The organism is Taibaiella soli, assembly GCF_003236175.1.
Lineage (GTDB): Bacteria > Bacteroidota > Bacteroidia > Chitinophagales > Chitinophagaceae > QKTW01.
This window is the reverse complement of the sequence record NZ_QKTW01000003.1, coordinates 246,816-268,803: the sequence shown is the minus strand read 5'-3', so window position 1 is coordinate 268,803 and position 21,988 is coordinate 246,816. Positions and strand designations below refer to the sequence as shown.

Here is a 21,988-nt window from a genome sequence, read left to right as displayed (position 1 = left end):
TCTGATTTTGGACCGCAAAAATAGGGGTTGCATTCACCATCCATTTACACAATCGGGAAAAAACCATTTATGAAAACGGAAATCAAATCGATAAACCATTGATTTTTGCCGCCAAATGACAAATCTGTGACAGCCGGCGGGTAGGCCTCCTCTAATTCTTCCAAAGGCGGAGAACTTCCTGCACGATTCATTTCCTTCCTTCCGCGGGATGCCTCATTGCTTCGGCATGACAAACGCGGGGCAGGTTTCACGCAAACACGCATAAGAAGAAAAAACGCAAAGGCTTCTCTCACGACGGCACGACGACGCAAAAGATATTTTATCACAACTTATTACACGTTTAACTATTGAACGACGGCCAGGAGTAGATAACGACCGATTTAACCATTTGCCCATTTAACCAATTAACCCCATTACCGCATTAAAGAAAGCCATCCTTCCACAAAACCCAAAAACTCATCTCTGTCAGGTTCTGCGTGAAGTTCATGAAATGCGCCCGGCCATTTTTTATAAGAAATGAATTGTTTCGGTGCGTTTGCAGCAAACTGATCTGAACCTTTGATACTGGTAAATTCATCAGCATCACCATGTATCAACAACGTAGGTATCTGCAGTAAATTCGCATGTCCGATACACCATTTACCATTTTGAACCATTTCATATGCCAGCTGCAGACTTACTTTATCAAAATGCAATGGATCGTTTTTAAAAGAACTGACCACTTCCGGCAAATGCGAAATTTTGTTGAGGTCCACGCCCTGACTAATACGATAGTCAGGCGCTAGTTTACTTAATACGCCAACTGTTTTCGTCAACAACAAAGAAGGTTCACTTGCAAGAATCAATGCGGGAGCGGAAAGCACAGCGGCCAACAACTGCGGTTGCCGCTTCAATAAATAGCCTGCTAATATGCCGCCGCCCATACTGTGTCCATAAACGACAACCGGCTTACCCCATTCTTCTTTTACGTAATGAATAAATGCATCGAGACAATCGAAGTAAAAATCGAAACCTTTGGTCGTGCCCCTCTTGCCTTCGCTGTTTCCGTGACCGTATTGATCTAATCCTGTTACCAGGTAATTCTGTTTAATGAAATGTCGTGCCAGGTAATCATAACGTCCCATATGTTCACCAATTCCATGCACAATTATTATTACGCGGTCAATGGTTTCCGGTTCCCAGGTAGAACCTGCCAGCCGGACGCCTTTAAAGAACCATTGAAACGTATTCATACGCTAAAATTAATTGAGAATGGACAGTTGACAGTTGACAATGCTCGGGTTAATTTTCCTTTTTAGCTAAAACCTAACTTAAAGTTAGTTGACTATAGACAGTTGACAATTGGCAGTGCCCAGATTATGTACCCACTTCACAATTAGTGCTCACCTTGTCAACCTTTTAAGCCATTATTTTAAAAATTTATAAAAACCCTGCTGTCTGCAAAATGGCGCAAAGACGCATTTCTCCAATAATCTTCTGCTGATGAATGAAGGACACTGTCAATTGTTCATTGTCAACTGTCAATTGTAGTGCTTATTTTCGCGCTCCTGTTTGGTAAAATTTTATGAGACAAGACATACAGAACGCATTACAGCACTACTTCGGGTACAGCTCTTTCCGGCTGCATCAGGAGGCTATTGTGGAGAATGTACTGTATGGTAATGACGTAATGGCGATCATGCCAACGGGCGGCGGTAAATCTATCTGTTATCAGTTACCGGCGCTGCTTTTACCTGGTATTACGGTTGTTATCTCACCGCTGATTGCATTAATGAAAGACCAGGTAGATGGGTTACGTGCCAATGGTATTTCAGCGGCTTATCTTAATTCTACTTTACATCCGCAGGAACAATACGATGTATTGCAGGCAGCACGTCACGGGCAAATTAAACTACTCTACATTGCGCCGGAACGACTGCTGAATAATGAACAGAATTTCCTGAATTTTCTTTCACAGATTCCGCTTTCGCTTTTCGCCGTGGATGAAGCACATTGTATTTCGCAATGGGGACATGATTTCCGTCCGGAGTACCTGCAATTGGCAGCAATTAAAAGGTATTTCCCGAAGCTGCCGATTATTGCACTGACAGCAAGCGCTGATCAGATTACGCAACGCGATATCATGGAAAAACTCAGCCTGAAATCGCCCGCACATTTTGTATCAAGTTTCAACCGGCCGAATATTCATTATTTCATTCGTCCGAAAAAAAATACACTGCAACAGATACTGGATTATCTGCACGATCATCCCGACGATAGTGGCATTATTTATACGCTTTCGCGGAAAGGAACAGAAGATATTTCCTCGAAACTAAAAGCGCACGGAATTTCTGCTGAATTCTATCATGCCGGAATGACTGTAGACGAACGCAGCAAAGTACAGGACCGTTTTCAGAAAGATAAAACCAAACTGATGGTAGCCACCATCGCTTTTGGCATGGGTATCGACAAATCGAACGTACGGTTTGTGATGCATTATGATGTGCCGAAAAACATGGAAGGTTATTACCAGGAAACTGGCCGCGCAGGCCGTGATGGGCTGCGCAGCGATGCGTTGCTGTTTTATTCCGCCGGCGACATCATGAAGTTGCAAAATTTCATCACCGTAGAGGATAACAATGAGCAAACGGAGGTATTACAGCGGAAGCTTACGCAAATGAAAAATTTTGCGGAACATGAAGGTTGTCGTCGTCAATATATTTTACAGTATTTCGGAGAACCGGCCACTGCATACTGCGGCAGTTGTGATTATTGTCTGGGTAGCCTGGAGCACAAAGAAGCCACCGTTGAGGCGCAAAAATTATTATCTGCTGTAGTGCGCACAGGCGAGCGTTTCGGAGCAAATTATCTCATCGATCTTTTGCGCGGCAGTAAAAGTGATAAAATCCATGCGGCGCATAAAGAGCTGCCTACTTACGGCGTTGGTAAAGACACGACGAAAGAACAATGGCAGGAGATTATCAAACAAATGGTGCAGCAGCAATTGCTCACACAAGACAGTAGCGATTTCCCTTCTCTTCAACTCAACAGTGCGAGTAAAGCGATTTTACGCGGCCAAATGCAAGTGATGCTTGTTTCCAAAAAAGCGGTGCAGATCACAAAACTGGCGGAAGAGAATCACACCTACGATACTGGCTTACTGCGTGCACTGAAAGCGGTACGTCGTATGCTTGCGGATGAAGAAGATGTGCCGGCTTATATGATTTTGTCCGACGCAACGCTTACAGAGATGGCAACGTTTGTACCATTGAGCATGGACGCGATGCGCAAAATTTCGGGTATGGGTGATTATAAACTCAACCGCTATGGTATCGCCTTTCTTGGCGAAGTACAAGATTATGCAGATGCAAATAAACTGATCAGTAAAATTCACCTGAAGCGCCCGAAGAAATCCACTACGACTGTGACGCGCTTGAGCAGTTCAAGCGCTGCGACCAAAACGAATTCGCAACAAGTGACGCTGGACTTGTTCAAACAAGGTCTTGACATTTTTGAAATTGCCGATAAACGCGGCATGTCTCCGAGCACTGTTGAAAACCATCTCACTTCTTTTATTCTCACCGGTGAAATAAAAGCGGATCAACTGATTCCTAAAAGCAAGCTGAAAGAAATCCTTGCTGCATTTAAAAAAATCGGTCATGCGAAGACGCTGAAAGCTGCAAAAGATATGCTCGGCGATGATTTTTCTTACGGTGAATTAAGAATAGCGCAAAGACAGTGGGAACGGCAGGAGCTGCAATAAGCCTCCTCTAGCTCCTCCAAAGGAGGAGAACTTCCGGCACGATTTTTTCTCGTGGAATTCCCACTCACATTTGTCACCTTAAACAGAGTCGAAGGGTTCTCACGACGGCACTATGACACGAAGCATATTTGTAAACACTTCCTGTCAGGTACTCGCATAATTACTCGCGATTGTCACCCTGACGCAGGAAGGGTCCCGCACTTTGTAGGATCACTTTACTCTTTATTTCCTTTGCGTGAAATATTTCTCTCGCAACGCCACGACGACATGGTCTTTACCGATTTCCTACTGAGACGCGTAATGGGCCAGGCAACATAAACATTTCAACTCCCATTTTTGTAAGCTTTGCTCCCTTATTTCCTTTGCGTGAAATATTCCCAAACTCACCGATTTGCGCCGTTGTGCCTCCGCGAGCAATCCCCCACTCCTTAAAAGCCTGACACACAACAAAAAACAGGTCACACAAGCAAATCAGACATCAGAAATCAACAAATCAGAAATCAACGTAGGCATGTTTTTTTAGTAACTTTAATTAAAACGAATCGTTATGCGTGCCATTTGGACAGGGACCATTGGCTTCGGCCTCGTCAATATTCCCATAAAAATCTACACGGCCATTCAGTCGAGTACTTTGGATCTTGATATGCTCGACAAGAAAAATCATGCGAACATTAAATTCCAACGCGTCAATGAAAGTACCGGGCGCGTGGTAGAATGGGAGAATATTGTGAAAGGCTATAAATACGGTGACGAGTATGTGGTGCTTGAAGATGCAGACTTTGAAAAAGCGAGTCCGGAGAAAAGCAAAACAATCGATATCAATGAATTTGTGAAAGAAGAAGAAATCGATGCTAATTTCTTCGACACACCTTACTACTGCGAACCAGCAAAAGGCGGCGAACGAGCTTATGCATTGCTCGCTGCGGCTTTGAAAGAAACGGGCAAAGTAGCTTTGGGGACATTTGTGATGCGAACTAAGGAAAATTTCTGCATGCTGAAAGCTGAAGGTGATCTGATTGAAGTAATCAAGCTACGTTTCCCGGAAGAGATTCGCGCCACAACAGAGCTAACGCTTCCTAAACAAACAGAAGTGAAACCCGCTGAATTAAAAATGGCGGTATCCCTGATCACACAACTCACGCCGAAAAAATTCAACATCGATAAATATAAAGACACTTATTCTGCTGCATTAATGAAAATAATTGAGGCAAAAGCGAAAGGTAAAACCGTGTCCCAGCCTAAGTTTAAGATGGTGCAGAGCAAGTCTAAAGACCTTATGGACCAACTGAAAGAAAGTCTGGAAACGCGTAAAAAAGTAAGAGTATGAGCCTGGCAAAGTATAAAGAGAAACGGAATTTTGAACAGACGCCTGAACCAGAAGGAAAAACCGAAAAGGCGGGATCTGAGCTCAGTTTTGTGGTGCAACGACATCATGCAAGCCGACTCCATTATGATTTCAGACTAGAATTTGACGGCGCTTTAAAAAGCTGGGCAATTCCAAAAGGACCTTCGCTGAATCCTGCAGACAAACGATTGGCGATGCAGGTAGAAGACCATCCTATTTCTTATGCAACCTTCGAAGGAACGATTCCGAAAGGTAATTACGGTGCAGGGAACGTAACGGTCTGGGATCACGGCACCTACGAACCGATCGATGAAAAAGGAAAAGTAATTACCGCTGCTGCATTTCGAAAAATGCTGGAAGGTGGCAGTATCAAATTCAGGATGAAGGGACGGAAACTTAAAGGGGACTTTGCATTGGTTCGTTTGAAAACTGATGATAAAAGCTGGCTACTCATCAAACACAGAGATAAATACGCCACCGACGAACCTTATGACAGTGAAGATTTTGCTACTAAAGCGGCGCTAGTGTACACCGAAGGTCGTGCAGTGAAAACAGCTGCAAAAAAAGCTGCCAGCAAAAAGACGGTCGCCACAAAAACTGCGGTAAAAAAAAAGCCATAGAAAAACCGGAACCGCTTCCACCGCGCGTTCCGCATTATAAGCATCCATTCGCAGACACCAAGCCAGGTAAGTATAAAGACTTCATCAAACCCATGCTAGCAAAGCTTCACGACAAAGCATTCAACGATCCTGACTGGATTTTTGAAATTAAATGGGATGGCTATCGCGCGATTGCAGAGATCAAAGGAAATAACTCGCGCCTGTATTCCCGCAACGGTCTTTCATTCGAAAAAAATTATCCGATTGTTGTAGATGCACTTTCAAACATTGAACATAATTGTATTCTCGATGGTGAAATCGTAGCGCTCGACGATAGCGGTGTGCCACGCTTTCAATTGCTGCAACAATATGGCACAGATGCCGATGTTCCGCTCAAATACTATGTTTTCGATCTGCTGAGCCTCGATGGAAAATCTACCGAAGGCTTGCCTCTAAGTGATCGTAAGGAGCTGTTGAAAAAATTACTGCCCAAAGATCAGACGATTGTCTATTGCGATCATGTAAAAGAAGACGGCATCGATTTTTTCAACGAAGTAAAAAAGGTAGGATTGGAAGGAATGATTGCGAAACGCTGGGATAGTACTTACCATGAAAATAGTCGTGGTGGCGATTGGCTCAAGATAAAACACATGCTTACGGATGAAGCCGTGATAGCGGGATTCACCGCACCGCGTGGCGGCAGGAAATATTTTGGTGCGCTTGTTCTAGGTGCATTCGAAGAAGGTAAATTGAAATACATCGGTCATACGGGAACGGGGTTTGACGATAAAACATTAAAAAGTTTGTATGATCAATTAAAACCCTTAATCACTGACACAAATCCTTTCGGGCTAAAAGTAAAAGTGAATTCACCGGTAACCTGGGTAAAACCAAAACTAGTCTGCGCGATAAAATTCACAGAAATAACCAGCGACGGAAACCGCCGTCATCCTGTATTTGAAGGATTACGCACCGACAAATCTCCCAAAGACGTAAAACTGGAAGCGCCGGTTGCCACAGAAAAAACAGAACCTGTTACAGCTAAAAATAGTACTATGAAAACACTACCTGACACGGGTACAAAAAAAGTAAATTTCACCAACACCGATAAAATATTCTGGCCCGATGAAGGCTACACGAAAGGTGACGTGATTGACTATTACAACCGGATGTACAAATACATTCTTCCCTATTTAAAGAATCGTCCGGAATCGCTGAAACGTAACCCGAACGGCATTAATGGACAATTCTTCTATCACAAAGATGCTGGCGAACACGCACCTGATTGGGTGGAAACATTTAAAGTACATTCAGAAAGTAATGATAAGGACATTGATTATATCGTTTGTAATGACAAGCCAACGCTACTCTACTTAGCGAATCTTGGCTGTATCGAAATGAATCCATGGAACTCGCGTACCACAAAACCAGACAATCCAGACTATTGCATTCTTGATTTAGACCCGTCAGACAACAATACTTTTGATCAGGTGGTACAAACCGCGCTGGCTGTGAAAGAGGTGCTGGATAGAGCAGGCGTAGAATCCTATTGTAAAACATCAGGTTCCACAGGTTTGCATGTGTACATTCCGCTCGGCGCAAAATATGATTATGAGCAATGTCGTCAGTTTGCACTCATCATCGCACAGATGACCAACGACCTCGTACCCGATTTCACTACGCTGGAACGTTCACTCAGCAAACGTCGAAAGGATCAGCTATACATAGATTATCTGCAAAATAAAAAAGGACAAACTCTTGCTGCAGCATACAGCATTCGTCCCAAACCGGGTGCCACAGTGTCTACACCACTCGATTGGAAGGAAGTAAAATTTGGTTTAGACCCGCATCAATTCAACATTAACACCATTCAGCAACGTGTTGAAAAGAAAGGGGACTTATGGCTGCCTGTATTGAAGAAGGGAATTGATATGAGGAAAACACTAGGCCTCCTCTAGCTCCTCCAAAGGAGGAGAACGCTCACCGCGTCCTTCGCACCTACCATGCGACATACATTTGACGCGGGACGTTTCGTTGCCTCAACATGACAAACACGAGTGACCACAACGCAATGCTTCGACTACGCTCAGCATGACAAACGCGAGCGCGCACACAGCACGAAACAGGTGCTAAGCCTCCTCTACTCCTCCGAAGGAGGAGAACGCTCACTGCGTCCTCGCACCTACTATGCAACATACATTTGACGCGGGATGTTTCGTTGCCTCAACATGACAAACACGAGTGACCACAACGCAATGCTTCGACTACGCTCAGCATGACAAACGCGGGCGCGCACACAGCACGAAACAGGTGCTAAGCCTCCTCTAGCTCCTCCAAAGGAGGACTCCCGAAGCGTCCTTCGCACCTACTATGCAACATACATTTAACCCGGGATGTTTCGTTGCCTCAACATGACAAACACGAGTGACCACAACGCAATGCTTCGACTATGCTCAGCATGATAAACGCGAGCGCGCACACGGCACGAAACAGGTGACAATAGTTATTCATATTTCATTTACGACGTTTGACTTTTAGTTTGGCACGCCTATCAACCTATTAACTTTTTAACCTTTTCCCTTATTAACCCAATTATCGCATTCCCCACATTCATCACATTCCCGCATTAAAAGGGCCAGCCCTAAGAATAAGGCCGGCCTTCTTTGAACATCTACAATTAATACTCAGAGGGAATTAGTTGTCAATTTCTTCTTCACTATGTCTTGTAACAAGAATAAGTTTTGAACTCAATTGCTGTGTTACCAGTCTTTTCTTAGAGGTTTTACCGAAGCCTAGTTTATTCATCATACCGTCGATAATTTTGTACACCACCGGCACTACAATCAGCGTCAGGAACATCGATGAAATCAAACCACCAATGATTACCCAGGCCAGACCATGCTTAATAGCACCCGTACCACCTGCAGCCATTGCAATCGGAATCATACCAATCACCATCGCAATCGTTGTCATGAGAATTGGACGGAGACGTGCGTTGTTCGCGTGAATTAGCGCCTCATCTGTACTCTGCCCTTCTGCTTTCATCTGGTTCGTAAAGTCTACGAGAATAATCGCATTCTTCGCCACCAGACCAATCAACATAATAATACCAAGGATCGAGAAGATATTGAGCGTGTTATTTGTCAAAGCCAATGCCAGCAAGGCACCAATCAATGACAACGGAATCGAGAACAATACGACAAACGGGTGCATATAGTTATCATACAGCGCCACCATAATGAGATACACGAGCACAATAGAAATCAGCAAAGCCACGCCGAGTGTACCAAACGAATCGCCCTGATTTTCTGCATCGCCACCAAACAGGTAACTCACACCAGCCGGACGTTTCAGCACATCCAGTTTCTTCTGAAATTCTGCAACCACCGTACCAGAAGGACGACCTACCAATTGTGATTTTACAGAAACAGATGCAGTTTTATCACGACGTTCTAAACGGCTTGGACCTGAACTTTCTGTTACAGAGGCGAATTGCGACAGTTTAATCACTTCACCTCTGCTGTTTACGAAACTAATATTCGCAACGTCCGCAAGATTCTTACGATTGAAGTTGTCAAACTTCAGGTTGATATCATATTCATAGTCGCCCTGGCGGAATTTCATTTTCGCATCATCAGCAGTACCACTAAATGCGGTTTGCATTGTACCACCAACCTGATCCAAAGTCAAGCCCAGTGCAGACATTTTATCACGATCTACTTCCACACGGATCTCAGGATTACCATCTTCTACAGAAAGTTTTACATCACTCGTACCGTCAATTTTCTTCAATTCAGCCATCGCCACTTTTGCAAAAGCCATCGCACTATCCAGATCTGCGCCCATTACCACCAGTTCAATCGGTGCATTCTGCGCAGTACCCAAAATACTTACCGGCGTGGTTTTCACCTTAGCACCTGTAAGAATAGCACTCAGTTCTTTTTTCATCTGGGCCGCATAAATATCCGAAGTCACGGAGCGTTTTTCTTCCGGAATCATCTGCACGTCGATCTCTGCTTTATAGGCTGTAGATTGTGATGCACCAAAACCATCTTCACTTGTCTGACCAACAGTCGTGGTCAACGCGATGATTTCTGGTTTCTTCTTCAGATAAGCTTCTGCTTTATAAGCCATCTGGTTGGTTTGTTCTACAGATGCATCTTTCGGCAATTCCAGTGAAAGGATAAATTCACCACGGTCGCCCTGCGGAATAAATTCACCACCGATATAGCCTTTACCTACCAGCATAAACGAAGCCACCAGCAGCACGATAGAACCAATCATCACATAACGTTTGTGGTTCAGCGACCATTTCAAAATACCGCTCATCCATTTTGTGAATGTATCGAGTTGTTTTTCGAACCAAAGAATGAATTTCTCAAACGCATTCTTACCCGTGATATGCTCCAGCTTACCGAAACGGGATGACAGCAAAGGCACGACCGTAAAGGAAACCAGCAAACTCAGCAACGTAGAAGTCATTACCACCACACAGAATTCACGGAGGATTTTTGACACCAGTTCGTTCGTCAAAGAAATCGGCAGGAACACAATCACAATTACGAGTGTGATAGATGTTACGGTAAATCCAATTTCTTTCACCCCTTCGAAAGCCGCACGTACTTTGTTTTTACCCATTTCCATGTGGCGATAAATATTCTCGAGTACCACAATCGCGTCATCCACAAGGATACCTACCACGAGCGAAAGACCAAGCAGAGACATCAGGTTGAGTGTGAAACCAAACATCTTCATCGCAATAAACGTTGCAATCAATGACATCGGAATCGCAATCATTACAATGATCGCATTACGAATACTATGGAGGAATAACAACATCACCGCTGCTACGAGCACAATCGCCAGCATCAGGTCATGAATTACCGCATCAGCCGACTCCAGAGTAAATTCAGAAGAATCTTTTGCAACAGTAATTTGCAATTTCTGTGCTGCATATTCATTCTGCAAACGATCTACTGCCTTCTTGACTTCTTTACTTACTTCTACAGCATTCGCATCCGATTGTTTCTGGATCTGCAATACAATAGAGTTCGTCCCATCCTGACGGGCAATACGCTCCGCATCTTTTTGTCCGTCTTGAACATCAGCTACATCCTGCAAACGAACTTGCGTACCATCGGGGTGTGTCGCGATTACAAGATTACGCAGCTGTGCTACGTCTTTATATTTACCAGAAAGGCGCACCAGAATCTGGTCATCAGATGTTTTCACTTTACCAGTTGGGAAGTCCATGTTGGCATTCGTGATAATCTGGCGCAATTGCAGCAGCGAAATTTTATAAGCGTTCAGTTTGTCTGCATCCACGCTGATCTGAAACTCGCGTTCCTGACCACCAATCAGTGAAACCTGCGCCACACCCGGAAGGCGTGACAGTTGCGGAGAAAGGCGTTTATCCATCAGGTCGTAAAACTTGTCGCTTGGCATATTGGCCGTAGCCGCAAGCGTCATAATCGGAAGATCGTCGAGCGAGAATTTATTGAGTGAAGGCGTTTTTGCATCACCTGGCAGTTCTGAAACAATCGTATTGATTTTACGTTGTGCATCCTGCAAACCAAGATCTGCATTGGCACTACTGTTCAGCTCCACAATCACGGACGATACCCCTTCTGAAGATTTGGACGTAAGCTTCTTCACGTTTTCCATAGAAGCGACCGCATCTTCAATTTTCTTTGTTACCGAAGTTTCCACTTCACTTGGAGAAGCGCCCGGATAGATCGTGGTAATGGATACTACCGGAGAAGAAAACTTTGGCAGGAGCTCATAATTGAGCGATTTATAACTCAGCCAACCCAGCATTGTGAGAATGGTAAACACCACCACCACTATGGTTGGTCGCTTGATTGAAATTTCTGTGATTTTCATCTGAAATCGTTTTTGAAATGATGAAAAGGATTATTGTTTTTGCATCGTTACTTTCACACCGTCTGCCAGATTCACCTGACCGCTGGTGATCACCGTTTCGCCTTCTTTCAGACCATCACGGATTTCCACTTTATCACCCATAATGCGACCAGCAATAACTTTGCGTGTTTTAGCAGTACCATTATCGAATACAAAAATGCTGTTACTGTTTACACCACCATAGAATGCAGTACGCGGAATCAAAATCGCATCTTTTTGTTCTGGCAACATAAAATTCGCCGTTCCGTACATACCTGCTTTCACTTCCTTGCCGGCGATATTTGTCACTTCTACTTCTACCGGATAGTTCATGGAATTATCACCTTTCGAAGCAATAAACGTGATTTTACCATTGTACACTGCTTCTGGGAAAACGTTTGAAGTAACTTTTACATCTTGTCCGCTCTGCAGCTGTACAACTTGTAATTCAGGCACAGCCACGACCAGTTTAAGTTTGGACACGTCTACGATTTCAAACATTTTGGTACCCGGAGAAAGATAAGCACCCACTTCTACCATCTTATTATTGATTGCTCCAGAGATTGGCGCTTTGATATAAGAATCATCTACTTTACGGCGAGCTGCTGTGTATCTTGCTTCTGCGTTATCGTATTGCAGCTTCATATCGTCCATCTGTTTCTGGGTAACACCGCCGCTCTGAAATGCTTTCTCATAACGTTCTTTGTCCACCTTAGCCTGACTCAAGGCAGCTTTTGCAGATTGCAGATCAGCGTTCGCTACTTCATTGTCGATGCGGGCAAGCAACTGTCCTTTCTTTACAACGCTACCCTCTTTCACATACAACTCTGTGATGCGACCTGAAACTTCGGAAGGAAATTCAATTTCATGCACCGGTGCAAACGTACCATTAGCCAGAATATTCTGATCAAATTTAGTTGGCGCAACTTTTTCTGTGAGTACAGGAACTGCACCGTTATTGCTTTCTTTAACGAGCTCAGTACGCTCGTTGTTTTCTTTTTTATTAGCGTTCAGTTTCCAGAAGATCAACACGATGGCTGCAATCACCATTGATCCGTATAGCAATGCTTTTTTCATTGTAGTATTTATGTAGATGAGTGGATTAATTATTTAAAAGAGTTTTGATATTGCCGGTTGCTTTCAGCGTTTCCAGTTCTGCCAGTTTGTAATTCAGCAAGGCCTGCGTGTAAGCATTCTGCGCGTCTTCAAAAGAGTTTTCCGCATCAAGCAGATCGGTCAGTGAAGCAATACCCAGGTTGTAGTTTTGACTGCTGGACTGATATACTTCATCTGCGAGTGAAACGTTTTCCTGCTGCGAACGAATTGCATTCAGCGTATTGTATAAAGTAAGTTTGGCACTGTTATAACTAGCGTTCAGTGATATCTCTGTATACTCTTTCTGCTGCGCCAGTTTCTTCAGCGCAATTTTATCCATCGCAACTTTAGAACGGCGATTAAAACCATCAAAAATCGGCACACTCAATCTCAGGCCAAACGCGCCGGTCCCGTACCATACATCACTACCGCCATTCTTGAACATATCACCAAAACTGTTGCTCATGCCATTGTAAGAGTAGTTGGCAAAAGCTGATAACTTCGGATAGTATTCTGCCTGACTGGCTTTCTTCTGCAAAGTGTAGAGGTCTTTTTGTACGTCCAGTATTTTCATCTCCGTGAGATTGCTGAGATTAAACGCTGCGACTGCTACGTCACTGCTTACTTTTTGCTCAATGTCTTTCAACGGTATTTCTGCAATGGCGATTTCCTGCCCTGGCTGCATACCCATCGAGAGTTTGAGATTATTGCCAAGAATCACCAATTGGTTTTCCTTTTCAGTCAGTTGTGTTTTTGTATTGGTCAGTTTTACCTGAATACGCTGCAGATCTATTTTACGCGCCAGTCCACTTTTATATTGACCGTCAGTAGAGGCAACCAGTTTTTCGAGATTCTGAATCGTGATGTTCAAAATTTTAATGCTTGCTTTCGTCGCACAGATCTGATAATACATCTGCGCCACCTGATTAATCACCTGTTCTTCGGTGAGCTGTGTGTTCAGCGTATAATAATGACGGCCCGTTTCCGCAGCCTTTAAAGCCGTAAATACACCAACGTTCAATAATTGCTGGCTTACGTCTACACTCGCTGTTGGGTTATAAGTGGTACCCATTTGCACAGCTGTTGTGGTTCCTGGATTACCAGTCAATTCGCCCGGCAACACAATCACTTGTTTTTTGAAGTTGTCGGTAAAATTGGCATTGCCATTTACCTGCGGTAATGCCTGCGAACGTGCCTGCACTACTTTTTGATCGCCTTCCAGCTGCTCATACTTTTTAATGGCGATATTCTGGTTATTGTCCAGTGCAAAACGAAGACAGTCTTGCAACGAGAGCACTTGTTGGGCATTCGCCATACCCGCCGACAATAGTGTTATTGCCGCAATCAAAAGGAATTTCAACCGTTTCATCTGATTTTGAATGTTCAATTCTGCTTTTATAAATAATAGTTGATGTATATACAATAGATATATCAACTATTTTTGGTCAAAAAAATATGCCGTATCCCGGCCGCTGTTCTGTCTCTTCCTCACCTTCGGGAAAAGATGCTCTAAAAAATATTAGTTGATACGCATACAATAGATATATCAACTATTTAAGGTCAAAAAAATCAACTGTCTTCCAACAGCTTGTGCATTTCTTCCAGGTGCTTGATAAACGATGCTTTTTTCTCCTGAGAGAGATTTCCGAAAATGATGTGTTCAATCTTAAAGATTTCTTCTTCAATCTCTTTTGCAAGGCTCTTGCCTTTCGCGGTCAGATGCACAATATTCTTTCGTTTATCATGCGGATCCTGTGCTACCTGCACTATTTCTCTTTTCAAAAGCGAAGAAATACTTCTCTGAATAGAAGATTTGTCGCGATCACAACTATCAGCGATTTGCTGCTGCGATTGGTCACCCTCGTAAAACAACACCATCACCACTGGCAATTGCTCCACCTGAATCGGAAATCCATTCTGGGCGATGATCTTATTAGCCTTGTTAAACAAAGCTTTATTGAACATTCCCATGTGGAACAAAATCGAATCAGGAAAGTTTTTTACCGATTTCATATGGCAAAGCTATAATTAGTTGTGGTATCAACCAAATTTAATTCGAAAAAAGTCAAAAGTCAAAAGTCAAAAGTCAAAAGTCAAAAGTCAAAAGTCAAAAAAATGCGAGTTGCACGTTTCGTCAACACCATGCTTGCCCACTTTTGTCATGCCGAGCGGAGTCGAAGCATATAACATTAGAGCCAGCAACACAAACACATTAAACACATTCCCACACATTAAACACATTCAGCACATTCCTTAGTAACTTTGAGTGGAATGATACAGGATTCTTTCAACAGGGCACATAATTATCTACGGATTTCGCTTACAGACCATTGCAATCTGCGGTGTTTCTATTGCATGCCAGAAGAAGATTATCATTTCACCCCTTCGTCAAAACTCATGCAGGCCGACGAAATTGAATCGCTGGCAAAGGTATTCGTAAATCTCGGAGTTAATAAAATACGCCTTACTGGCGGCGAACCACTGGTCAGGAAAGATGCGGCTGATATCATTAATCGTCTCGCAAAATTGCCGGTAAAGTTGACACTCACATCGAATGGCAGCCGCATTCATGAATTTATCGACGTCCTGAAAAATGCAAACATCGGGTCCATCAATATCAGTCTGGATACGCTGAATGCAGAAAAATTCAAACTGATTACCCGTCGTGATGGTTACGATCAGATCCTGAAAAATATACAGCTACTGCTCAACAACAATATCGTTGTAAAGATAAATGCGGTGATGATGAAAGGCCTTAACGATAACGAAATCAACGACTTTATCGGCTGGACCAAAGACACGCCGGTACACGTTCGATTTATTGAATTCATGCCTTTCACCGGCAACCGATGGACAAGCAACAAAGTATTTACCTGGCAGGAAATAATGGAAGTCGCAGCGCAACGTTTTCAATTTGAAAAGATCAGTGACGATCCGAATGACACGGCGAAACATTACCGCGTTCCGGGCCATGCAGGCACCTTCGCAGTCATCAGTACCATGAGCGCACCATTCTGCGGCACTTGCAACCGTATGCGCCTCGCAGCTGATGGTAAAATGAAGAATTGTCTTTTCTCCAAACAGGAGACAGATCTGCTCACTGCGTTACGAAATGGTGAAGATGTGGAAAAACTGATCCATGAGTGTATCTTACAGAAGGCGGAAGCACTCGGCGGACAATTCACGCCAGACTTCAGCCATATTGAAACACAGACTATTCAAAACCGCAGCATGATTGCTATTGGCGGTTAAAGCCAAATATTATTTATGATTTCTGTAGCAGAAGCAAAGAAAATTATTCACGATCATACCCAATCGTTGACACCAGTAACTATGCCGTTGAAAGAGGCTGTAGGAATGGTTTTGGCCGAAGACTGCTTTGCAGGTAGCGATATTCCGGGCTTTCCCCAATCTGCGATGGACGGTTATGCGTTTGCATTCGACAGCTGGAAACAGAAAACTTTGCTTTTGCAAGGTGAAATCCCGGCCGGTCGTGGCGATGCACCTCCACTGGAGGCAGGAACTGCTGTTCGAATTTTTACAGGCGCTGCAGTTCCGGAAAATGCAGACACTGTAGTGATGCAGGAAAAAACACGGGTTGAAAATGGACAACTCATCATAGAAGATGATTTATTGGAGAAAGGCGGAAACGTTCGTCCGAAAGGATCTGAAATGATGTCCGGTGCATTGGCCATTCCGCAAGGCAATGTACTGACAGCCGCGTCTATCGGTTTTCTGGCTGGTCTCGGAATTCATGAAGTCAATGTCTATCCAAAACCAAAAATATCAATCGTTGTTACCGGAAATGAATTACAACAACCGGGACAACCGCTCGAATTTGGCCAGGTGTATGAGTCCAATTCATATACGCTCACTGCTGTTTTGCAAACGCTGCATCTTGAGGCAGCAAGTGTTGTATATGCTGCAGACGACCTTTCTACTTTACAAGAAACATTAAAATTCCACCTTGAAACATCTGATGTTTTACTAATCACTGGCGGTGTTAGTGTAGGTGATTATGATTTTGTTTCAAAGGCGTTAGAAAACTGCGGTGTAGAAAAACATTTTCATAAAATAAAACAGAAACCAGGCAAACCATTGTTTTTTGGAACGCTTGGAAATAAGCTTGTATTCGGGCTTCCGGGCAATCCATCTTCTGTACTCACCTGTTTTTATGAATATACATGGCCAGCTCTGGAACAGATGATGCATATGCCGCATAGCAAAATCATCGCGCGGGAATTGCCATTGGCTCGAGGTTATACCAAGAAGCCAGGCCTTACTCATTTCCTTAAAGGCCTGCTGCTTAACGATGCCGTCATTCCGCTTGATGCACAGGAATCTTACCGTATGCGATCTTTCGCAACTGCCAACTGCTTTATTATTCTAGAAGAAGAAGGCACCGAGTATCATACCGACGACATTGTAACTGTACATATCTTACCCGCATAATGGCAACTTCACTGATACTTTTTTACGTACTACTTTTTCTCGTAGCATTTTTATATGCGTCTGTAGGTCATGGCGGCGCCAGTGGGTATCTGGCACTCATGGCCGTTTTTGGAATGGCGCCAGAGGTTATGAAACCAACCGCTTTGCTGCTAAATTTGTTCGTATCAATGGTTGCATTCGTGCAGTTTTACCGAGGCGGACATTTTAAAAGCAAGATATTCTGGCCATTGGCTGCTGCGTCTATTCCCGCTTCGTTTTTAGGCGGACGAATGACCGTAGACGGCGCATCTTACAAACGAATCCTCGGCGCATTTTTATTTATTCCGGTTATCCGCTTTTTCTTTTTTCCGAACATCAAAGTCAACGAAATCAAAGAAAGCAATATTTATCTGTCATTGTTGATAGGTGGTGCTATTGGCTTGCTTTCCGGCATGATTGGCATTGGCGGTGGTGTTATCCTATCCCCGGTTTTACTGCTTTTGAAATGGACCAATCAAAAACAGGCTGCAGCAATTAGTGCGTTGTTCATATTTGTCAATTCACTCGCAGGCCTGGCCGGGCAATTAACGAAAGGAATTCATTTCACCACCGACATGTACCTTTATGTAATCATCGCATTTGCGGGCGGATTGGCCGGTGCTTACCTCGGCGCATTGCGCTTTAGTCATAACGTGATCAAATATTTACTGGCCACGGTTCTAGCAATTGCCGCCTACAAGCTTTTATTAACTGGTGCTTAAATCAACACAATATGAAAAAGGTACTTATCCTGCTATCGTTTGTTTTATTGCAAGACGCTGCTATCGCCCAAAAGAAACTAACACCGACAACATCATTTACCATTTCGGGCAATGTAAAAACAGAAGCAACAATCACACTCAATGCGCTGGATACTTTTAAACAAGTGAACATTGGCGATGTCAGTATTAAAAACCATTTAGGCGAATCAAAATACACACACGAAAAACTAAAAGGCGTCTTGCTGAAAGACGTACTGAAACAGGTTGTGTACACGTCTGAGTCGCCGAAAGTGCTGAGCGAATTTTATTTTACCTGCGTAGCCACGGATGGCTATAAAGTGGTGTTTTCCTGGAATGAGCTATATAACAATCCGCTTGGAGATCATGTGTATGTGATTACGGAAGAAAATGGTAAAAAGGCGAACGCTGTTGATGACCGTATTGCCATTATTTCCACAACAGATGTGAATACCGGTCGCCGCTATGTAAAATGCCTGTCTAAAATCATCGTAAACCGGATACCATGACAAGCAATTCGATTATAGCTTTTGGACAGATCGCCGAAATTGTAGGGAATAACCTTTCCATCGACACACCAGATACTGACTCACTGAAAAAGATCCTGGAAAAAATGTTTCCGCAGCTGCAGTCATTGCGTTATCAGATTGCTATCAACAAAGAGATTATTTCAACCAATACAGAAATTAGTGAAGGCGCACAAATCGCTTTACTGCCGCCATTTTCCGGAGGATAACTAAAAGAGAATTTATCATGAAGGAGCACAAGACCAAAAATATTTTCATGCAAGGACCAATCAGTCCTTCATTTATTGCAGATAGTATTGCTAAACACAGCACCAAAACTGAAATTGGCGCACATGATATCTTTTTGGGTCAAGTGCGTGCCGATGAAGTGAATGGGCAAAAAGTAAAAGCAATTGAGTATACTGCCTACGAAGAAATGGCACTGGAGAAAATGCATATGATCCGTGAAGCCATTTTTGAAAAATACAACCTTACTTGCATGCATATTCATCATAGTTTAGGCGAAATTGCTGCTGGTGAAATCTGCCTGTTTGTATTTACTTCATCTGCGCATCGCAAAGCTGCTATTGAAGCCTGCAACGAGGTAGTTGAGAGAATCAAGGCGGAACTGCCGGTTTGGGGTAAGGAGATTTTTGAAGATGCCACGCATCAATGGAAAGTGAATCAGTAGGTCTATACTTCGACTACGCTCAGTATGACAAGCGTAACTACGCTTCCACCAATAGACGGTAAATAAGTAATGCAAGTTCGAATCTCGCCGTCTCCGCCGCAGGGCGCACGGCGACTAGCCCCCCTAAGACAAGTGAGCGGTAGCACAAAGAGCGAGCGAAACAAAATAAAATACAATGGTCAATATCACACATAAAAATACCAGTCTTCGCAAAGCCATAGCCACAGCGGTTGTGAACGTTTCGAAACAGGAAACGATTGATGCAATTCAAAACAAACAAATTCCGAAAGGCGATGTGTTTGAATTTTCTCGCGCAGCTGGATTATTCGCAGTTAAGAAAACATCTGATGTTATCCCTGATTGTCATCCGCTACCGGTTGAGTATACTGCTATTCGCCACACAATCGACGGATTGAGTATTCTGATTGAAGTGGAAGTACATACAATTTACCGGACCGGCGTTGAAGTAGAAGCGATGCACGGCGCAGCCATCACGGCTTTGACAATATATGATATGCTAAAACCGATTGATAAAAATGTGGAAATCGGAACAATAAAACTAGAAAGTAAAAAAGGTGGCAAATCTGATTTTAAAGATGAAGTTGCATTGCGTTGCGCTGTCATCGTGTGTTCGGATAGTGTGTCTGCTGGCAGTAAACAGGACAAAGCCGGACAGGCTATTATTGAAAAATTGACGCAGTATAACCTTACTGCCGAACGTTATGAAATCATCGCGGATGAATTTGTATTGATCCAGGAAAAAGCTACACAGCTGGCAGATGAAGGTTTTAATCTGGTGCTGTTTACCGGCGGCACAGGCCTTTCGCCAAGAGATGTCACGCCGGAAGCCATCACTCCCATGCTCGACCGCGAGATTCCAGGCATCATGGAAGCAGCACGCAGCTACGGACAGGAGCGCATGCCTTATGCAATGCTTTCACGCGGTGTAGCGGGATTTATTGATCAGACTTTGGTAATCACAATGCCCGGTTCTACCCGCGGCGCAGAAGAAACTATGGACGCGCTGTTTCCTTATGTGCTACATATTTTCAGAGTGGCAAAGGGAATGCAGCATTAACCTCCCTAACCCTTCTAAAGGAGGGAACTCCCACCGCGAGCTAGAAACATTTAGAGAACCGGATATTTATTCAGAATCGGGAGTACTCGCGCAGAAATTCCGCTTCAGGGGTTAGGGATTTTAAATTTTATTTACAAGCAGAGAACTCTGAGGAGTGCTCGCGCAAAGACTCCCCTTCAGAGGATGGGGGTTTGATTTATGTTTGGTTTAATTCTTTCCGGCGGACAAAGCAGCAGAATGGGCACTGACAAAGGTTTGCTCCCTTCGGGTAATGGTACGTGGATAGAACATAGTTATGCGCTACTAAGCTCATTGAATATCCCTGTAAAGATTTCGGTAAATGAACAACAATTGGCTGCTTACCAAAAGGTAGTGCCAGGTGCGGATTTCATAATAGACGAAAAAGAATTGAATATTGGTGGTCCGTTAAAAGGTCTGATGTCTGCGCATCATCAATTTCCCGGAGAAGATATTTTTGTACTTGCCTGCGATATGCAACGGATGCAGCCAAATGTGCTACGGACCTTAGTTTCAGCTTCGCTAGAGAAAAATCACGCAGCCTATATCTATCAAAACGGAGCACAAGCAGAACCGCTATGTGGCATTTATACAGCAAAGGCTATGCAGCAAATTGATTCGTGGTACAATGCAAATGATTTACCGAAGCACGGATTGATTTCCATTTTACTTCGCCTGAAAATTCCCTTCCTTTCAGTTCCTGAAAATTGGCAGCCATTCTTTGAAAATTTCAATTCGCCAGACGACATACAAAAAATGCCTTTGTAATTTTTACAAAGGCATTTTCTATTTAAATAACTATTAAGACTAAGCGTTGTTGTTGTTCTCTTCGTTATTATTAGCGTCGCTGTTGAAATTACGATCGCGGTTAAATGTTTCACGACTGAAGTTTGTATCGCGATTAAAATTCGTGTCGCGATTATAGTTATTATCGCGATTGTAATTGTTGTCGCGATTGTAGCTACCACGGCTGTTGTTGCTATCGCTGCTCCAGCTGTCGCGGGTGTTATCGCGATTGTAGTCGCGGTTGTAACCACCACCGTTGTTATCACGATTGTAGCCACCACGGTTGTTATCGCGGTTATAGCCACCGCCATTATTGTCACGATTGTAACCACCGCCGTTGTTGTCACGATTGTAACCACCACGGTTGTTATCACGGTTGTAACCGCCACCGCCATTATCACGGTTGTAGCCACCACCATTATTATCGCGATTGTATCCACCGCCATTATCGCGGTTATAGCCACCACCACGGTTATTATCACGGTTGTAACCACCACCACCACCGTTGTCACGGTTGTAGCCACCACCGCCACCAAAGCTTCTGCGTTGTCCGCCACCGTTATCACGGTTGTAGCCGCCACCGCCGCCAAAGCTTCTGCGTTGTCCTCCGCCGCCACCCTGGCCGCCTTGAGGTTTAGCTTCTTTTACCGAAATAATCTGACCTTGCAAAAAGGTTGCATCCAGATTATCGATTGCATCGTATCCATGAAATTTGTCTTCCATTTCAACAAAACCAAAGCCACGGGATTGACTCGTAGCAGGATCCATAATAACACGGGCTGAGGTTACAGTACCGAATTCTGAAAAAAGATGGCGCAGGTCATTATCTGTTGTTTCCTGACTTAAATTACCGACGAATAAGTTCATAATGATATTTTTAAACAATTAATGGGATTTCATGCACAACAGTTGTATATAGATTTCTTGGCCCTTCTCGGCTAAATGAAAAATCATAAGTTCCGGATAGGGGATGTGATTCATTTCCGCCCACAAGTTAATTCATTTCAAAATAATTTC

The 21,988-nt window shown here is 43.7% G+C and carries 19 protein-coding genes; 12 read left to right on the top strand and 7 right to left on the bottom strand.

Annotated features, from left to right (window positions below):
* Positions 1 to 44: 44 nt before the first annotated feature.
* Both DN068_RS22215 and DN068_RS02955 read right to left on the bottom strand, forming a co-directional pair.
* The gene (locus DN068_RS22215) at positions 45 to 326 is read right to left on the bottom strand and encodes a hypothetical protein (protein ID WP_207798841.1); all 282 of its coding nucleotides are present in this window, start codon (positions 324 to 326) and stop codon (positions 45 to 47) included.
* 87 nt (positions 327 to 413) lie between these two features.
* Positions 414 to 1,232 (bottom strand): alpha/beta hydrolase, encoded by an 819-nt coding sequence (locus tag DN068_RS02955; RefSeq protein ID WP_110997391.1) that lies wholly within the window; start codon positions 1,230 to 1,232, stop codon positions 414 to 416.
* A gap of 332 nt (positions 1,233 to 1,564) precedes the next feature.
* Here DN068_RS02955 and recQ point away from each other — a divergent pair, with 332 nt between their 5' ends.
* The 4 genes from recQ to ligD all read left to right on the top strand — a co-directional run bounded on the left by recQ (position 1,565) and on the right by ligD (position 7,644).
* Positions 1,565 to 3,742, top strand: a complete 2,178-nt coding sequence (recQ, locus tag DN068_RS02950; protein ID WP_110997390.1) for a DNA helicase RecQ — start codon at positions 1,565 to 1,567, stop codon at positions 3,740 to 3,742.
* A gap of 547 nt (positions 3,743 to 4,289) precedes the next feature.
* Positions 4,290 to 5,069, top strand: coding sequence for a non-homologous end joining protein Ku (gene ku, locus DN068_RS02940; protein ID WP_110997388.1), 780 nt, complete (start codon positions 4,290 to 4,292; stop codon positions 5,067 to 5,069).
* A complete protein-coding gene (locus tag DN068_RS22340) occupies positions 5,066 to 5,707 on the top strand; it encodes a DNA polymerase ligase N-terminal domain-containing protein (protein ID WP_110997387.1) in 642 nt (213 codons plus the stop codon). Before ku ends, DN068_RS22340 begins: the two co-directional genes overlap by 4 nt.
* 92 nt (positions 5,708 to 5,799) lie before the next feature.
* Positions 5,800 to 7,644, top strand: coding sequence for a DNA ligase D (gene ligD / locus DN068_RS02930; protein WP_110997386.1), 1,845 nt, complete (start codon positions 5,800 to 5,802; stop codon positions 7,642 to 7,644).
* A gap of 736 nt (positions 7,645 to 8,380) precedes the next feature.
* On the opposite strand, the gene DN068_RS02925 is transcribed toward ligD, so the two are convergent.
* From DN068_RS02925 to DN068_RS02910, 4 genes are all read right to left on the bottom strand, one after another.
* Positions 8,381 to 11,569, bottom strand: coding sequence for an efflux RND transporter permease subunit (locus DN068_RS02925; RefSeq protein WP_110997385.1), 3,189 nt, complete (start codon positions 11,567 to 11,569; stop codon positions 8,381 to 8,383).
* A 30-nt stretch (positions 11,570 to 11,599) separates the two neighbouring features.
* Positions 11,600 to 12,664 (bottom strand): efflux RND transporter periplasmic adaptor subunit, encoded by a 1,065-nt coding sequence (locus tag DN068_RS02920; protein WP_110997384.1) that lies wholly within the window; start codon positions 12,662 to 12,664, stop codon positions 11,600 to 11,602.
* Positions 12,665 to 12,689: 25 nt separating this feature from the next.
* A complete protein-coding gene (locus tag DN068_RS02915) occupies positions 12,690 to 14,051 on the bottom strand; it encodes a TolC family protein (protein ID WP_110997383.1) in 1,362 nt (453 codons plus the stop codon).
* Positions 14,052 to 14,251: 200 nt separating this feature from the next.
* On the bottom strand, positions 14,252 to 14,653 hold the full coding sequence (locus DN068_RS02910) for a MarR family winged helix-turn-helix transcriptional regulator (RefSeq protein WP_207798840.1): 402 nt from the start codon (positions 14,651 to 14,653) through the stop codon (positions 14,252 to 14,254).
* A 300-nt stretch (positions 14,654 to 14,953) separates the two neighbouring features.
* Between DN068_RS02910 and moaA the strand changes: the two genes are divergently transcribed.
* The 8 genes from moaA (at position 14,954) to DN068_RS02870 (ending at position 20,953) form a co-directional block, all read left to right on the top strand.
* Positions 14,954 to 15,934 carry a GTP 3',8-cyclase MoaA gene (moaA, locus tag DN068_RS02905; RefSeq protein WP_110997381.1) on the top strand — a complete coding sequence of 327 codons (981 nt, stop codon included), beginning with the start codon at positions 14,954 to 14,956 and terminating at the stop codon, positions 15,932 to 15,934.
* 15 nt (positions 15,935 to 15,949) lie between these two features.
* Positions 15,950 to 17,134: a molybdopterin molybdotransferase MoeA gene (locus tag DN068_RS02900; protein WP_110997380.1), complete on the top strand. Its 1,185-nt coding sequence runs from the start codon at positions 15,950 to 15,952 to the stop codon at positions 17,132 to 17,134.
* A complete protein-coding gene (locus tag DN068_RS02895; protein ID WP_110997379.1) occupies positions 17,134 to 17,874 on the top strand; it encodes a sulfite exporter TauE/SafE family protein in 741 nt (246 codons plus the stop codon). Before DN068_RS02900 ends, DN068_RS02895 begins: the two co-directional genes overlap by 1 nt.
* Before the next feature lie 11 nt (positions 17,875 to 17,885).
* A complete protein-coding gene (locus tag DN068_RS02890; protein WP_110997378.1) occupies positions 17,886 to 18,401 on the top strand; it encodes a molybdopterin-binding protein in 516 nt (171 codons plus the stop codon).
* Positions 18,398 to 18,628: a MoaD/ThiS family protein gene (locus tag DN068_RS02885; RefSeq protein WP_110997377.1), complete on the top strand. Its 231-nt coding sequence runs from the start codon at positions 18,398 to 18,400 to the stop codon at positions 18,626 to 18,628. The genes DN068_RS02890 and DN068_RS02885 overlap by 4 nt, the downstream gene beginning before the upstream one ends.
* 47 nt (positions 18,629 to 18,675) lie before the next feature.
* Positions 18,676 to 19,089 carry a molybdenum cofactor biosynthesis protein MoaE gene (locus DN068_RS02880; RefSeq protein ID WP_243630073.1) on the top strand — a complete coding sequence of 138 codons (414 nt, stop codon included), beginning with the start codon at positions 18,676 to 18,678 and terminating at the stop codon, positions 19,087 to 19,089.
* Positions 19,090 to 19,264: 175 nt separating this feature from the next.
* Complete coding sequence (gene moaCB / locus DN068_RS02875) at positions 19,265 to 20,167, top strand: bifunctional molybdenum cofactor biosynthesis protein MoaC/MoaB (RefSeq protein WP_110997375.1); 903 nt, start codon at positions 19,265 to 19,267, stop codon at positions 20,165 to 20,167.
* Positions 20,168 to 20,365: 198 nt separating this feature from the next.
* Positions 20,366 to 20,953 carry a molybdenum cofactor guanylyltransferase gene (locus tag DN068_RS02870; protein WP_110997374.1) on the top strand — a complete coding sequence of 196 codons (588 nt, stop codon included), beginning with the start codon at positions 20,366 to 20,368 and terminating at the stop codon, positions 20,951 to 20,953.
* Between the two features lie 39 nt (positions 20,954 to 20,992).
* On the opposite strand, the gene DN068_RS02865 is transcribed toward DN068_RS02870, so the two are convergent.
* Positions 20,993 to 21,838 carry an RNA recognition motif domain-containing protein gene (locus tag DN068_RS02865; protein ID WP_110997373.1) on the bottom strand — a complete coding sequence of 282 codons (846 nt, stop codon included), beginning with the start codon at positions 21,836 to 21,838 and terminating at the stop codon, positions 20,993 to 20,995.
* Positions 21,839 to 21,988 lie beyond the last annotated feature (150 nt).